Source organism: Achromobacter semiaridum, assembly GCF_053543755.1.
This window is the reverse complement of sequence record NZ_JBLVOL010000014.1, coordinates 1-13,602: the sequence shown is the minus strand read 5'-3', so window position 1 is coordinate 13,602 and position 13,602 is coordinate 1. Positions and strand designations below refer to the sequence as shown.

Below are 13,602 nucleotides of genomic sequence, written 5' to 3'. Positions count from 1 at the left end.
ACACCATGACTACGCAGACTTCGCTTCCCCTGTTCTACGAACAACCCCGCCCCCTGGCTGCCGGCGTGCATGCCAACCTGTCGCTGGCCGGCAACACGGGCTTTGCCTATGCCGCCACCACCAACGCCGTGCCGCTGGTGGCCACCGAGCTGCCGACCGCCTGCCGCCACTTCCCCATCGTCTTCACCGACGGCGATCAGCCCACGCCTGTCGCGGTGTTGGGCGTGCGTGGCCAGGAAAACCTGTTCGTCGACGCCGACGGCCAGTGGCGCGCCGGCACCTACATCCCGGCTTACGTGCGCCGCTATCCCTTCATCTTCATGGAGAACGAAGACCGCAGCCAGTTCACGCTGTGCGTTGACGAGAAGGCCGCCTCGGTGGTCGAAGGCCGCGACAATCCGTTCTTCGACGAAGCCGGTGAACCCACCGACCTGGCACGCAGCGCGCTGGAATTCTGCCGCGACTACCAGAACCAGCACGCCTACACGATGGAGTTCGCGCAGGCCCTGGCCGCCGCCGATCTGCTGATCGAGAACCGCGCCGACATCACCCTGCCCGACGGCCAGCGCCTGGCCATGTCCGGCTTCAAGGTGATCGACGAAGCCAAGTTCAACAAGCTGCCGGACGACGAGTTCCTGCGCTGGCGCGCCAACGGCTGGCTGCCGCTGGTGTACTGCCATCTGTTGTCGATCAACACCTGGCCCGCCCTGATCAACCAGGTGCAGCCGACGGCTGCGGCGGAGGAAGGTGCCGCCGACGCGTAAGTGTCGTGGTGGATCAAAAAGGCCGGCCCGCTCTTCGCGGCCGGCCTTTTTTTTTGGGGCGGCTCGTTGTTTCGCGCCGAGGCTTGGCTTATGCCTGCGCAATGCCCTGCCGTTCGATACGGCGCGCGAACATGGCGAAGCTGGCTCGCACGATGCTGGGCTTGAGCAGAAAGTCGTGCGACTCGGCTGCCAGCGCATCGTCCACCGGTTTCACGTCACCGTAGGCGGCGGCCGCCAGCAATTGATTGCGCGCTGCGCGCTCGATCAGCACCGACAGGTACAGGGTTTCTTCCACAGTACCGGTCGCGGCCAGAAACCCGTGGTTGGCCAACAGCACACAGCGCTTTTTCCCCAAGGCGGCGGAAATGATTTCGCCCTCCTGGTCGGCGATCGGCAAGCCCGGCCATTCCTTCAAGTGCGCACAGTCGTTGTGAAACGGCGTCGCGTCCATGTGCGACACCACCAGCGGGCGCCCGGTCATGGTCAGGGTCGATACGTAAGGGGGATGGGTGTGCACGATGCAGCGCACATCGGGCCGGTTGCGATAAACCCAGAAGTGAAACCGCACGGCGGGGTTGGGCGTGCCCTCTCCTTCCAGCACGTCCATGTCGTCGTTGATGCGGATCACCGTGTCCGGCCGGATCTCGTCGAAGGCCTGGGCCAGCGCCGTCGTGTAGAAGGAACCGTCGTCGTTCTTCACGGTGATCTGCCCCGCCAGGGTCTCCGAGTGCCCTTCGCTTGCCAGGATGCGGCAGCTTAGGGCGATTTTTTCCCGCACGTTCCAATTACCGAAATCCAGCTTGTCGGCCGAGCGCTTGAAAAACGCGTCGGACTGCATTGCCTTGTCATCCACATTCATCTCCTGATGCCTTTGCCGGGTGGCATACCGTTGCCATTACATCCGGCAGGCGCTTTTCAGGCATTGCTTCCAACCGCACAGGGCTTGTCCGAGAGTGACAAGGGCCTAGGGTAAACGGCAGGTGCGTGCGCGATCAGCGTCGATACAATGATTTCGCGGGCGCTTGGCCCGCACGGAAAGTCGGGTTCATCCATCGACATGCAAGCCGCCCCATCGCTTCCGCCTGCCGCTTCCCAGCAGGAACCGGACCTGAATTTCGCGCCCCGTTTTCGTCCCTTCTACGAGGCCGAACTGTCCGGCTATCAGGCGCGACTGAACAAGCTGGTGCTGCCGGGGGACTTCCTGCCGCTGACCCTGCAACCGCGCCTGCATCTACAGGCATGCCGCCTGCGCGCGGGCGGCCTGGCCGTGAACCTGGAGTCCACGCCCATGACGGTGCAGCACCGGGCCGAACATGCGGCCGATGCGCTACGGGCGGAATTCCTGGCCAGCTTCATCATCGAAGGGCACGGCACCATCAGCCAGAACGGCGCGAGCCTGCCCGTGGAAACGGGCGACATCATTTTTCGTACCACCGCCCTGCCTTCCGAAGTGCGCATGCTGACGGACTCCAGGCTGGTCGTGATCAAGGGATCCTTGCTGAATCTGCTAGGCATGCACTTGCAGGATATCTCGCAGTTCACGGCGCAACGCGCGGCGTCGACGCTGCCGATGGTGCGCACGGCCCACCACTGCCTGGGGCATGTTTTTTTTGAGCCGCCCGACGCCGTCAGCCCCACGTCCAGCATGTTTGCGGAACAGGCGTTGATCTCTTTGCTGGCGGCCATCTACACCAGCCAGGCGCTGGAGCAATTGCCGACCACCGAGCGCGGCCCCATCGAAAGCTGGCAGGCGATTACCAGCTACGTGGATACGCACATCACCGACAACGACTTGTCCGTGGCGGCGGTGGCGCGCGCGCTGCGCGCTTCCAGCCGCTGGGTGCATCGCTTGTTCCAGATGCGCGGCATCCAGTATGGCCAGTACGTGCGCGAGCGCCGGTTGCAGCTGGCCCGCAGCGCACTGGAAGATCAGTGCAGGGCACATGTCCCCGTCAAGGACATTGCGCTGAGCTGTGGATTCCAGGATGCAAGCCACTTCAGCCGATGCTTCCAGCAACGGTTCGGCAGCCCGCCGAACAAATACCGTGCGGCGGTGCTGGCGCTGGATCGCTAAACGGCGGCTGAAGATCAGGGCGCGGAGCGTGCCCGGGTGGTGGGCTTCATCAAGAACGCCGACGTGCCCGCAACGACGCCCAGCACCGCCAGGTACGCGCCCACGGGCACGATGCTGTCGAACCGAGCCACCAACATTGCCGACACCATCGGCGCCAAGCCCCCCCCGATTGCGGCGGAAAACTGCACGCCGATCGACAGGCCCGAGTACCGCAGCTCTGGCGGAAACTGGGCCGCATACAGGCTGGACTGGGGCGCAATCATCATCGCGTAGTTCAAGGCCATGGCGATGAACGCCGCCACGCTATAGGCAAGCAGCGAGCCGCTGCCCACGGCCATGAAGATCGGAACCGCCATCACGGCCAGCAACAGCCCACCCCAGCCGCAGACGCGCCTTGCGCCGAAGCGGTCGCCCAACATGCCGAACACGGGTATGGTGAACGTCATCACGGCCGCGCCGTATAGCAGCGCTTGCAGCGCGTCGGACCGGCTGAAGCCCAGCGTCGATACCGCATACGACACCGAGAAAACAAGGAAGGTGTAGATCAACGTGACTTCGGCCAGCTTGCATCCCACGCACAGCAACAACGCCTTGCCATGCTTGCCCAGCAATTCGGCCACGGGCAGCTTGACCTGCGTTTGCTCGGCCTTGACGCGGGCGAAATCCGGCGACTCGTCGATGCCACGGCGTATCAATATCCCGACCACGATCAACACCGCGCTGGCCAAAAAAGGCAGCCGCCAGCCCCACGATAGAAAGTCTTCTTCAGGCAACCGCGTGACCAGGGCGAAGGCGCCCACCGACAGCAGGATGCCCAGCGGCGACCCCACCAAAGGCAGGCTGCCAAACAGGCCCTTCCATCGGGGTGGCGCGTGTTCCACGGCCATCAGCATGGCACCGCCAAGTTCGCCACCAAACGACAAGCCTTGCCCGATGCGTAGCGCCACCAACAAGATCGGCGCCCACACGCCAATTTGCTCGTAGGTGGGCAACAGCCCGATCAGCACCGTACAGATGCCCATCATGAGCAAGCTAAGCGTCAACATGGACTTGCGACCGATGCGGTCCCCAAAGTGCCCGAACAGGATCCCGCCGATGGGCCGCGCCAGCATGCCGCTGGCAAAGGCGGCAAACGCCGCCAGCGTGCCGGTCAAGGGGTCGAACTGCGGGAAGAACAGCTTATTGAAGACCAGTGCGGCGGCCGTGCCGTACGCCAGGAAATCAAACGCTTCAACGGCTGTGCCCACTACCGTGGCCACAGAGATTCGAAGCAGGTTCGGCTTTTTTCCAGCCCCTACGTTCACGTCAGGTCGAGAGATCGCTTCCATGTTTTTCCCCAGTGTGTTTTGTGTTGGTGTGTTGTGGCGCGACGTAACCCGGCAGTTCTTCGATGCGCCGGCGCCAAGCCGACAGGGCGGGATAGCCGTCCAGATCGATGCCGGCCTCTTCTGCCAATGCCAGATAGCCATAACAGGCGATGTCCGCGACGCTGCGTACGGTCGCCAGCCAGGGGCTGACGCCAAGGCGCTTTTCCAGCTGTTTCAACAGCCGATCCGTCCGCAGCTTCAGGCCCTGCACATCAAGCAGCGCTTCACTGACGCCCAGGTGATGCGCGGCCTCGGCGTGGCTGACCACCTTGGTCAGCCGCAACGGCTGCAAGCTGTTCGCAATTTCGTTGGCCGACACCGACAGCCACGCGTGCATCTGCGCGCTATGAGGAAGCGGCGCCAGCCACTGCGGGGCGTGCTTCTGCGCCAGGTACATCAGGATGGCGTGGCTGTCCCAAACGGCCAGACCCCCGTCATCGATCGCCGGGACTTGCCTCCACGCGCTGATGCGTTCGAACGCCTCGGTCTGGTTCTTGCGCGCCAGCACATCCATGAACTCGCGCCGATAGGGCAATGCGATCAACGCCAGGAAGAGGCGCACCTTGTAGCAATTGCCGGATCGGGGATGGTCGTAGAGCGTAATCATGGGGAGCGGGGCCGGATGCCTGTCAGATAGCCTGCACGGGGAGATGCAGGGAATCTTAGGGGCGCCCGCTCGGGGGGAATTGACAAGACGCGCACGGCGATTGACCGGAAGCGACAGGCGGTTGGCGGTCGGAAGCCGGCAACGGGGCGCTTGCCGACCTGCCGCTACCGACAAGCGCCTTCACGCCCCGTCGCGTCAAGCCGACATATCAAGAATGACCTTCCCGCGCACGTGGCCGCCCATGCTGCGTTCAAGGGCACGGTTTGCCTGCGCCAGGGGAAAGGCCGAATCCAGATGGGTGCGCAGACCACCGGATGCGTATAGCGCCGCCAAATCCGTCAACAGCTGCCCGTCGGCGCGGGTTGCGAAGTGCTTTCCGGTTGCCCCCGCCGGGATGTCGGCATGGTCGGTGTCCGGCCGGCTGACCGTCGACACCAGGGTGCCTCCAGGCTTCAGTACCGACCATGAACGCGCCTGCGTGCTTGCGCCGACCAGATCAATCACAAGATCAACCTTGGGCACCTGCTGGGAAAAGTCGCCTGCCCGATAGTCGATGAATTGCGCGGCGCCAAGTTCAAGAACATAGTCGCGGTTACCGGCCGACGCGGTGCCGATCACCTGCGCGCCCGCCAGGTTGGCCAACTGGACCGCTGCGCTTCCCACCCCTCCGGCCGCCGCATGAATCAAGACCGACTGGCCCGATTGCAGCGCGCCGTGTTCGTGTAGCGCCTGCCAGGCGGTAAGCGTTGCCGCGGGCATGGCGGCCGCCTGGGCAAAACTCAGCCCCGCCGGCTTTCGCGCCAGCCGGGCCGCATCGACGACCACCCTGCTTGCGTAGGCGCCAACGATGCCGATGAAGCCCATTACCTCATCCCCCGGCGCCAACGTCGTGACATTACGTCCGACGGCGACGACGGTACCGGCGGCATCGACGCCCGGGGTGAACGGCAGCGCCAGCTTGATGAACGCCTGCATCGAGCCGCTGACGATTTTCCAGTCAATCGGGTTTACCGCCGCCGTGGCGACGTCGATCAGGACTTCGTTTTCGCCGGGGACGGGATCGTCCACTTCGGCCAGGGTCAGCACGTCGGGGGTGCCGTAGGCAAACACACGGATGGCTTTCATCAGATGCTCCTTGAAGGAACGCCCACAATCGGGGCATCGAAGGCCAACGCGGCCTTCACCGGATCGAAGTACTCGCGCAGCCGGGCAATACGCCCGTCGCGCACGGTCAAAAACACCACGTACTCTTGTTGATAGTGCCGTCCCGTCGCCGCAACCTTGCCTTCCGCCTGCACTCGGGCGACGGCATGGTGCGCGTCGTCGGTGGCGACGATCTGGGTATCGAAGAAGCGGAAGTCGCTCACCGCGTCCACGAACCAACCCGCGTGGCGCAGGACGGCATCGCGGCCCTCAAGTTGCAACGGGTGGCCCAGGCTGGGCGCATAGGGCAGGTCCCACACGATGTCGTCATGAATCAATGTCTGCCACGTCGGGTTGTCGTCAACCAGCAATTGCAGGTGTTGCCGTAGCAGTTCTGTCGCGATGGTCATGATGGTTTCCTTTGTTCCGGTGGATGCGATCAGGCCAGCGCGCGCTTGGCTTGCGCACGGCGGTTGTCCACGCTGAAGCCGCCTGCGCCGAACGCCACGACCTGTAGCAGGCCGCCTGCCATGGCCAGGTTCTTCAGGAAATGAAACATCTGGTTCTGGTCGGCCAACGCATGGTGGAAGATCAGCGCGGTCACCAGGGCGTAAACGGCCAACAGCAGGGCGGTCGGCCGCGTGCGGTAACCGACTATCAGCAACAGAGAGCCACCCAATTCCAGCGCCGCGGCGGCCACCAGGCCCAGCTCCGGACTGGGCAGCCCCAGCGACCCGATATAGGCCAGGGTGGCGCCGGGGTCCATCAGCTTGCCGATACCGCTAAGCAGGAAGATTGCCGCGATGAAAGCGCGGCCGATAGCCGGGATGGCGGGGTGGGCATTCAGGTTCGAGGTCATGTGAATCATCCTTTCCAAAGAGTTGATGTCCGCAGAATAGAGACTTGACACGTATCCAGATAGCCTATATTTCTAGATGCAATCCATCTACTTCATCGATATATGCTCGACGCCGTTTCGTTAGACCAGCTGCGCACTTTCATTGCCGCCGCTGACGAAGGAAGCTTCTCGGCCGCGGGCCGCAAACTCAGGCGTGCCCAGTCGGTGGTCAGCCACACGCTGGCGAATCTTGAAAACCAGCTTGGCGTGCGTCTCTTTGACCGCAATGGCCGCTATCCCCGCCTGACCGAAGAAGGCGCCGCGCTGTTGGCGCAAGCGCGCCTGGTGGTCGGCGGCATGGACGGGTTCAAGTCCAAAGCCCGCGCGATTGCCGAGGGGCTGGAAGCTGAACTGTCGGTGGTGGTGGACGTCATGTACCCCATGGCATCGTTGACGGACACCGTTGGCGCATTCCGACAAGCGTTTCCGCACACGCCGCTGCGGCTGTATGTCGAAGCCCTGGGCGCCGTCGTGCAGCCGGTGCTGGAACAGGCTTGCCGGCTTGGCATCAGCGGCTCGATGCCGGCGGTGCCGGATCTGCTAGACGCAGAAAAGCTGTTGGACGTGCCCATGTTGACGGTGGCCGCACCGTCACACCCGCTGGCGTCGCATCAGGGTCTTATCCGCACGCGCGACCTGGAGGAACACGTGCAACTGGTGCTGACAGACCGCACCACGCTGACCGAAGGCGCGACATTCGGCGTGCTTTCGCCCCAGATCTGGCGGCTTGCCGATCTTGGCGCCAAGCACGCATTCTTGCGTGCCGGCTTCGGATGGGGCCACATGCCCACGGAAATGGTGCAGTCGGACCTGGAGGCCGGCGCGCTGGTCAAGTTGCGCATCGAGGCTTTTCAACCGCGCACCCCGCCCATCGCCATGTTCGCGATCTACCGGAAAGACACGCCGCCGGGGCCGGCGGGCAGATGGTTCCTGAAGCGGCTGAAGGGGCCACCGGGAAAGACGGAGCACGCGCTGGGTCGGTAGATAAGGCAAATACCGCCTGTATTGCATCGCACTGTATCCGTCTGCCGGGACGGTACATTGCGACACCCAAGACCATCGCGCAGCCCCTATAAATCGTTCGCAGCCCGTCCAAACCCGCGAACTTTTCCAGGAGCTTTCACGATGACCCACCCCACTGACCCGCAGCGCCGCCGCCTGCTCGCCACCACATCGACACTGGCCGCCGCCAGCCTGCTGAACCTTGCCGCAAGCGGCAGCGCATGGGCCAAGGCCGAGGTGTCCTCCGGCGTGTCAAAAAGCACGGCAACCGCTGGCGTCGCCGCCCGTGGCGGCGCTACACCCTTTGGCGACATCCGCCAGATTCGCGCCGGTACGCTGGATGTGGGCTACGTGGACGCGGGCCCGGCCAACGGCCCCGTCGCCATCCTGCTGCACGGCTGGCCCTACGACATCCACGCCTTCGCGGACGTGGCGCCCCGGCTTACCGGCGCGGGTTACCGCGTGATCATTCCCTACCTGCGCGGCTACGGTTCGACGCGGTTTCTGTCGGCGGACACGCCGCGCAATGGTCAACAGGCGGTTGTCGCGGTCGACATCATTGCGTTGATGGACGCGCTGAAGATCGAACGCGCGGTGATCGCCGGATTCGACTGGGGCGCGCGCACCGCCGATATCCTGGCCGCGCTGTGGCCCGAACGCTGCCTGGCATTGGTCTCGGTCAGCGGCTACCTGATCGGCAGCCAGGCGGGCAATCGCAAGCCCCTGCCCCCAGAGGCGGAGTTCCAGTGGTGGTATCAGTTCTACTTCGCCACCGAACGCGGCGCAGCGGGCTACGCCGCGAATCGGGATGGCTTCAACAAGCTGATCTGGCAACTGGCGTCGCCGCAGTGGAAGTTCGACGACGCCACCTACCAGCGTTCGGCGCGTGCGTTCGACAACCCGGATCATGTGGCGGTGGTGGTGCACAACTACCGCTGGCGCCTGGCGCTGGCGGACGGCGAAGCGCAATACGACGCGCTGGAAAAGCGCCTGGCCGCCGCTCCGAAGATCACCGTACCCACGATCACGCTGGAAGGGGACGCCAACGGTGCCCCGCACCCGCCACCCGCCGCCTACGCCAAGCAGTTCACGGGCAAATACCAGCACCGCGCGATCACCGGCGGTATCGGTCACAACCTGCCGCAAGAGGCGCCGCGGGCGTTCGCCGACGCGGTGCTACAGGTGGCGGGGCGTTGACGGAAATCGGCGCCGACGGGCTTGCCGAACCTGCACACGTTTGCAGAGCGTCACACCGCGATTCATCGTCTGGGCTTTGCAGCATCGAGGACGCAAAGTGATCGGCCGGCGCCCCGCAATGCACTTGCCATCACGCCCGTCACGCCACATTGACGACCGCCTGGCCCGCAGGCGCTTCCACGATGTCGTTGACGAACGCCGCTACCCGCGCGGTCACGTCGTTGCGTTCGCGGTCCAGCAGGGTCAACGGGTGGCTGCCGTCCAGCAAGTGCAAGGACACGTTTGCGTGGCATGCGCGGTTCACAATGTCGAAGGCGTTCGAGACGGACGCGATGTCATTGTCCCGGGCATGCATGACCAGGCACGGCGCGCGCAGTATGTGCAGCCGTCGCCATACCGACGCCGATAGTTTTTGCGCCTGGGCCACCGACCACCAGGGGGTGCCCGGCGACGACGCCCCCCGGCTTGCAACAACGCGATGGCGGCCGATGCCCAGGCCCTGCAAGAGCGGCAACAGGAAGCCCAGCCTGGCGTAGCGCGGCAAGCCTCGGCCGTCGTGACGGAACACGGGGGACAACGCCAGCACACCGGCAACATGCAGCGGGCGTTCCTGCGCCAGGGCCAGTGCCAGCACGGCGCCGACCGACTGCCCGCCCAGCACCACGTGATCGACCCGGTTTGCCAGCAGGTCGGCACCGCGCCGCACGCTTGCAAGCCAATCCAGCCAGCGTGTGCCCACCAGTTCATCCAGCGTGCCGCAATGACCGGCCAGCTTGACCGCCAGCACGGTGTAGCCGCGACGGTGCAGCCCCAGCGCCAGCACCCGCATGTCTTCGGGCGTGCCCGCCAGACCATGAACCAGCAGGATGCCCGTGCGGCCGCGCGCGCCTGTGCCGGTCAACAGATATTCGTGGGCCTGTACCTCCAACGGATCGACGTAGGCGGGGACGGCGCGCGTGGCTGACGGCGAACGGTCAGCCGCCGCGCGCAGGCCCGGCTCCATGGCGCGGCGGTACGCATCCAGCGTGTGGAACATCTTTTCGCTAAGGCGGAAATGCGTCTCGGCGTACGTTCTGGCGCGGGTCACGACCGCTTGCGCATCGCTGGGGTCGTTTCGGATGTGCAGGATGCGCTGGACATAGCCCGCGATGTCGCCCGGCGCGGCCAGCCATCCGGTCTGGCCGGGCACGACGATCTCGGGCAGGCCGCCCACCTCGCTGGCGACAACGGGCCGGCCCATGGCGTAGGCCTCGGGCACCACGCGCGACCAGGCTTCCGTGGCCGAGGGCACCAGCACCACGTCCGCCGCCCGCATCATGTCGGGCACATCGCTGCGATGTCCGGCGAAAACGACATGGTCGGAGATGCCCAGTTCGATCGCCATACGGTAAAGCTCGTACGCATAGCCGCGGGTGGCCGCGGTGGGCATGCCCACGACGAGCGCCACGGCAGGCACGCCCAGCGCGCGCAAACGCTGCACCACACGCAGCAGATCGGCCTGGCCCTTTTCCGGGCGCAGCATGCCCACGGTGGCGATGACGTATGCATCGTCCGGGGCCGGCATCTCCAGGCCGCGGCGGATGCGCAAACGCGCGTCTGGGTCTTCGGCCTGGCGGAAGAACTCGTCGCCCGCCCATTCCCCCACCACGCTGATGCGATCTTCACGAAACAGCCGCGCCGCCAGCAGTTCTTGCTTGCCCACGTTGCTGGTGGCGATGACGTGATCGCAGCCGACGCGCCATTCCAGCCGCCGGCGGGGCGACGTGCGCATGGGTTTGGCGAAATGCCGGGTTCGAACCACCGCGCACAGGTCGCGGCACAGCGCGGCGGTTTTACCGTCGGCGCGACTGTGGCTATCGATTACCTGGATGCGCAGGGACTTCACCGCGCGGCGCAACGCCAGGACGGTTGCGGGCGCGTAGGCCGGTTTGAAATCGATGTCTACCGTTGTCAGGTTGCGCTCGCGCGCCGCGCCGCTGACGGCGCTGCCCGAGGGCGATGCGATGGCCACGTCGTAGCCATGCCTTTGCAACCAACTTGCCTGCTCCAACGTACGAAATTCCAGCCCGCCAAGACTCGGTTCAGCCAGCGTATGCAGGATGCGCATGATGCTCCAGTACATTGCGGCAGGCGGTCAGCACTTCGTCGGAAGTGATGGCGTTGATGCCATCCTGCGGGCGGCGCGGCACCACAGCGGCCGAGCCGGGCCGCTGCCAGAACCATTCAGGGTTCGTCTCGTTGAACACGCCCACATAGGGCACACAGGCGCCTTGCGCGATATGCGAGGGCCCGCAGTCGTTGGCCACCACCAGGCGCGCGCGCAGCATGATGGCGCTTAGCTCTGGAATCGTGCGGCAATACGCAACCGCAAAGTCCGGCCGCTGCATCGCCTGCAAGGCGTCTCGTTCAGCGGCCTCTTGCTGGCCCAACACGAAGAGAAAGCGGGCGCCCTCGCCCATTACGCGCTTCAGGCCGTCTGCCAGCTGCACATAGTTCGCCAGGCTCCACCGCTTGAACGCGCCCGAGCCGCCGCCAGGCACCATCACCACATCGGCACTTTGCGCGGTGCGCAAGTGCGGACCCGCCAGTGCTTCAAAACACGCGCGCGGCACGCGTTCAACATCAAAAGGACGATAGGAGGCCAGCATGTTCAGATTGGCCTGCCCGATATATTCCGCGATGTTCTTGCGGTGCCAATGCGTCCAGACGATGTCGGTCAGCCGTCCATGACGGAAGCCCAGGCGGGTGGGCGGCAAGCGCAGCAGATTGACCAGGCCGAAGCGTTCGCTGCTGTGATGCAGGCTGACGGACACCTGCGTCTCTTTTTTCAGGCAGCGCAGGTAGCCGCCCAGCGTCGAGGCGCGCACGAACTCATCAACCCATGGCAGCGCCTGGTAGAACGCGCCCACATCGTCACGCGCAACCACGCTGATTCGTCGAGACGGCCACCATTCTTTCAGTTGATACAGCGTTGGCATGGCAACGATCTGGTCGCCCAGCTTCTGCTGGCTTCTAACATACACAACGATTTCCGACATCGGCGTCCTCCATGCTTGTCAACGCGGCCACTTGGCCGCTGGCGGGCAATGTATCGAGACAAGAGCGGAAAAGTTCTCAAATCTCATTAACCTTTGTAAAGAAAGGTACGAGGGCACCTGAAACAACGCCACAATTCATCAGACGCGACACGTGCCCCCCGGCCTCCCCGCGCGTCTTTCAGGCCGGTCCGCCGCCCTGCCTGGCTTGGCGCATCATGCGCATCGCCAGGGTGGAAACGGCCGCGACCAGCGCCTCGCTGGAATCCGAGTTGCCCATGACCAGCACGGCCAGCTTGTCCTGCGGCGCCAACACCCAGCGCGAATGGAAAGCTTCCGTGGCCCCGCTGTGTTCGCGTACTGACGTCGCGCTGACCACCTTGTCGTCACAGGGCGCGGCCAACCACGACAAGGCGAATCGGCAATCCAGGTCCAGCCCGTCGCCCGCCACGGTTTGCAGCCCCAGCAGCGTTTGCGCCGATTGCACCGTCAGCACGCGCCGGACGTTGGCGTTGCCCTCGGCGTTGTCCTTCGCATTTCCCTCAGCGTTGCCCTCGGCTTTGCCCCCGTACGCGCCTTTAGCGAACAACATGCTGCTAAAGCGCGCCATCTCGGATGCGCTGACCCACAAGCCGTCTGCCGCCTCATTGGGCTGTGGCGCCTCTGCCCAGGGCTGGCCACGCCGATAGCCCACCGCGCGCTGCTCCAGCATGCGTTCATGCGGCCGAAATCCCGCGCGCGGCATGTTCAAGGGGTGAAGAATCGTGCGGCGCACATAGGTGTCAAACGGTTCTTGGGCCACGTGCGCCACCATGTCGCCCAACAAGGCATAAGCCATGTCGGCGCGGGCGCGGCCCATCGTGTCTTCCAACGTGCCGGGATGCAGGTTCAGCAAGTTTCGTGCCGTGTAAGGCGCGGCGCCCAGCCACTGCAGGGCGTTGCGGCGGGGCTCGACGTGCCAATCGGGCAAGGCGTCCGTGGCGGGTGCGTCCAGGGGCAGTCGGCCGTCATCGGCGGCGCGCAACACACTGGCCGCCGTGACAATCTTGCTGATGGCACCCACGCGATACAGCGTGTCGCCGGTAGCGCGGCGATGCCGCGACGCATCCGCCACCCCAAAGCCCGTGCTCCAGACGATGCGCTGATCCTCAACAATGGCGATTGACAGGCCGGGCACCTTGGACGCGGCCATGTCGTAGGGAATGCGCTCGGTCAGGTAGGTCATGACCGCCGCGTAGTCGCCTTTGGCGATTGTGGCGGGCGCGGCGGGCGGCAGGGTCTGGCAACCGCCGCCGGCAAGCAACAGCGATCCGATGGCGGCCAGGCGGCTTAGCGAGAACATGGAGGACGCATACCCTGTGAAAGAGGAATGCCGTGATGCTATCCATGCCGCGTCGCGGGATCTTTCCCGCTTTGTAGGGAGTTTGTGAAGATCTTTGTCGTGACGCGCGCGACCTCGTCGGCGGCGCGTTCGGTCGGGCCGCGTTCGGTCGGGCCGCGTTCGGTCGGGCCGCG

Annotated in this window: 13 protein-coding genes; 4 read left to right on the top strand and 9 right to left on the bottom strand. The window is 64.9% G+C overall.

Going from position 1 to position 13,602, the window contains the following annotated elements:
• The first annotated feature begins 5 nt into the window (after nt 1–5).
• Complete coding sequence (locus tag ACNPP0_RS04060) at nt 6–764, top strand: SapC family protein (RefSeq protein ID WP_332611055.1); 759 nt, start codon at nt 6–8, stop codon at nt 762–764.
• 88 nt (nt 765–852) lie between these two features.
• Here the strand turns inward: ACNPP0_RS04060 and ACNPP0_RS04055 are convergent, their stop codons facing one another.
• Complete coding sequence (locus tag ACNPP0_RS04055) at nt 853–1,623, bottom strand: aldolase (RefSeq protein WP_332611053.1); 771 nt, start codon at nt 1,621–1,623, stop codon at nt 853–855.
• Nucleotides 1,624–1,821: 198 nt separating this feature from the next.
• On the opposite strand from ACNPP0_RS04055, the gene ACNPP0_RS04050 reads away from it, so the two are divergent.
• Complete coding sequence (locus ACNPP0_RS04050) at nt 1,822–2,838, top strand: helix-turn-helix domain-containing protein (RefSeq protein WP_332611051.1); 1,017 nt, start codon at nt 1,822–1,824, stop codon at nt 2,836–2,838.
• Nucleotides 2,839–2,852: 14 nt separating this feature from the next.
• On the opposite strand, the gene ACNPP0_RS04045 is transcribed toward ACNPP0_RS04050, so the two are convergent.
• From ACNPP0_RS04045 to ACNPP0_RS04025, 5 genes are all read right to left on the bottom strand, one after another.
• Nucleotides 2,853–4,166, bottom strand: coding sequence for an MFS transporter (locus tag ACNPP0_RS04045; RefSeq protein ID WP_448705075.1), 1,314 nt, complete (start codon nt 4,164–4,166; stop codon nt 2,853–2,855).
• Nucleotides 4,144–4,812 carry a glutathione S-transferase family protein gene (locus ACNPP0_RS04040; RefSeq protein WP_332611047.1) on the bottom strand — a complete coding sequence of 223 codons (669 nt, stop codon included), beginning with the start codon at nt 4,810–4,812 and terminating at the stop codon, nt 4,144–4,146. Before ACNPP0_RS04040 ends, ACNPP0_RS04045 begins: the two co-directional genes overlap by 23 nt.
• A 195-nt stretch (nt 4,813–5,007) precedes the next feature.
• Nucleotides 5,008–5,937 (bottom strand): NADP-dependent oxidoreductase, encoded by a 930-nt coding sequence (locus ACNPP0_RS04035; protein WP_448705074.1) that lies wholly within the window; start codon nt 5,935–5,937, stop codon nt 5,008–5,010.
• On the bottom strand, nt 5,937–6,365 hold the full coding sequence (locus ACNPP0_RS04030) for a nuclear transport factor 2 family protein (protein WP_120156916.1): 429 nt from the start codon (nt 6,363–6,365) through the stop codon (nt 5,937–5,939). The genes ACNPP0_RS04035 and ACNPP0_RS04030 overlap by 1 nt, the downstream gene beginning before the upstream one ends.
• A gap of 29 nt (nt 6,366–6,394) precedes the next feature.
• Nucleotides 6,395–6,823, bottom strand: coding sequence for a DoxX family protein (locus ACNPP0_RS04025; protein ID WP_448705073.1), 429 nt, complete (start codon nt 6,821–6,823; stop codon nt 6,395–6,397).
• Between the two features lie 93 nt (nt 6,824–6,916).
• Between ACNPP0_RS04025 and ACNPP0_RS04020 the strand changes: the two genes are divergently transcribed.
• Together ACNPP0_RS04020 and ACNPP0_RS04015 are read left to right on the top strand one after the other, a co-directional pair.
• Nucleotides 6,917–7,837, top strand: a complete 921-nt coding sequence (locus tag ACNPP0_RS04020) for a LysR family transcriptional regulator (RefSeq protein WP_332611040.1) — start codon at nt 6,917–6,919, stop codon at nt 7,835–7,837.
• Between the two features lie 141 nt (nt 7,838–7,978).
• Complete coding sequence (locus tag ACNPP0_RS04015) at nt 7,979–9,052, top strand: alpha/beta fold hydrolase (RefSeq protein WP_448705072.1); 1,074 nt, start codon at nt 7,979–7,981, stop codon at nt 9,050–9,052.
• Nucleotides 9,053–9,191: 139 nt separating this feature from the next.
• Here ACNPP0_RS04015 and ACNPP0_RS04010 read toward each other — a convergent pair whose 3' ends face one another.
• The 3 genes from ACNPP0_RS04010 to ACNPP0_RS04000 all read right to left on the bottom strand — a co-directional run bounded on the left by ACNPP0_RS04010 (nt 9,192) and on the right by ACNPP0_RS04000 (nt 13,429).
• On the bottom strand, nt 9,192–11,159 hold the full coding sequence (locus ACNPP0_RS04010; RefSeq protein WP_448705071.1) for an alpha/beta fold hydrolase: 1,968 nt from the start codon (nt 11,157–11,159) through the stop codon (nt 9,192–9,194).
• On the bottom strand, nt 11,134–12,090 hold the full coding sequence (locus ACNPP0_RS04005; RefSeq protein WP_332611033.1) for a glycosyltransferase family 9 protein: 957 nt from the start codon (nt 12,088–12,090) through the stop codon (nt 11,134–11,136). The genes ACNPP0_RS04010 and ACNPP0_RS04005 overlap by 26 nt, the downstream gene beginning before the upstream one ends.
• Nucleotides 12,091–12,268: 178 nt before the next feature.
• On the bottom strand, nt 12,269–13,429 hold the full coding sequence (locus ACNPP0_RS04000) for a serine hydrolase domain-containing protein (RefSeq protein WP_448705070.1): 1,161 nt from the start codon (nt 13,427–13,429) through the stop codon (nt 12,269–12,271).
• Nucleotides 13,430–13,602: the final 173 nt, after the last annotated feature.

Bases quoted from the DNA above. Each gene is read 5' to 3' on its own strand.
- ACNPP0_RS04050 (WP_332611051.1), top strand. From the start codon at position 1,822: ATGCAAGCCGCCCCATCGCTTCCGCCTGCCGCTTCCCAGCAGGAACCG.
- ACNPP0_RS04005 (WP_332611033.1), bottom strand. From the start codon at position 12,090: ATGTCGGAAATCGTTGTGTATGTTAGAAGCCAGCAGAAGCTGGGCGAC.
- ACNPP0_RS04000 (WP_448705070.1), bottom strand. From the start codon at position 13,429: ATGTTCTCGCTAAGCCGCCTGGCCGCCATCGGATCGCTGTTGCTTGCC.
- ACNPP0_RS04025 (WP_448705073.1), bottom strand. From the start codon at position 6,823: ATGATTCACATGACCTCGAACCTGAATGCCCACCCCGCCATCCCGGCT.
- ACNPP0_RS04020 (WP_332611040.1), top strand. From the start codon at position 6,917: ATGCTCGACGCCGTTTCGTTAGACCAGCTGCGCACTTTCATTGCCGCC.
- ACNPP0_RS04010 (WP_448705071.1), bottom strand. From the start codon at position 11,159: ATGCGCATCCTGCATACGCTGGCTGAACCGAGTCTTGGCGGGCTGGAA.
- ACNPP0_RS04060 (WP_332611055.1), top strand. From the start codon at position 6: ATGACTACGCAGACTTCGCTTCCCCTGTTCTACGAACAACCCCGCCCC.
- ACNPP0_RS04035 (WP_448705074.1), bottom strand. From the start codon at position 5,937: ATGAAAGCCATCCGTGTGTTTGCCTACGGCACCCCCGACGTGCTGACC.
- ACNPP0_RS04030 (WP_120156916.1), bottom strand. From the start codon at position 6,365: ATGACCATCGCGACAGAACTGCTACGGCAACACCTGCAATTGCTGGTT.
- ACNPP0_RS04015 (WP_448705072.1), top strand. From the start codon at position 7,979: ATGACCCACCCCACTGACCCGCAGCGCCGCCGCCTGCTCGCCACCACA.
- ACNPP0_RS04040 (WP_332611047.1), bottom strand. From the start codon at position 4,812: ATGATTACGCTCTACGACCATCCCCGATCCGGCAATTGCTACAAGGTG.
- ACNPP0_RS04055 (WP_332611053.1), bottom strand. From the start codon at position 1,623: ATGAATGTGGATGACAAGGCAATGCAGTCCGACGCGTTTTTCAAGCGC.
- ACNPP0_RS04045 (WP_448705075.1), bottom strand. From the start codon at position 4,166: ATGGAAGCGATCTCTCGACCTGACGTGAACGTAGGGGCTGGAAAAAAG.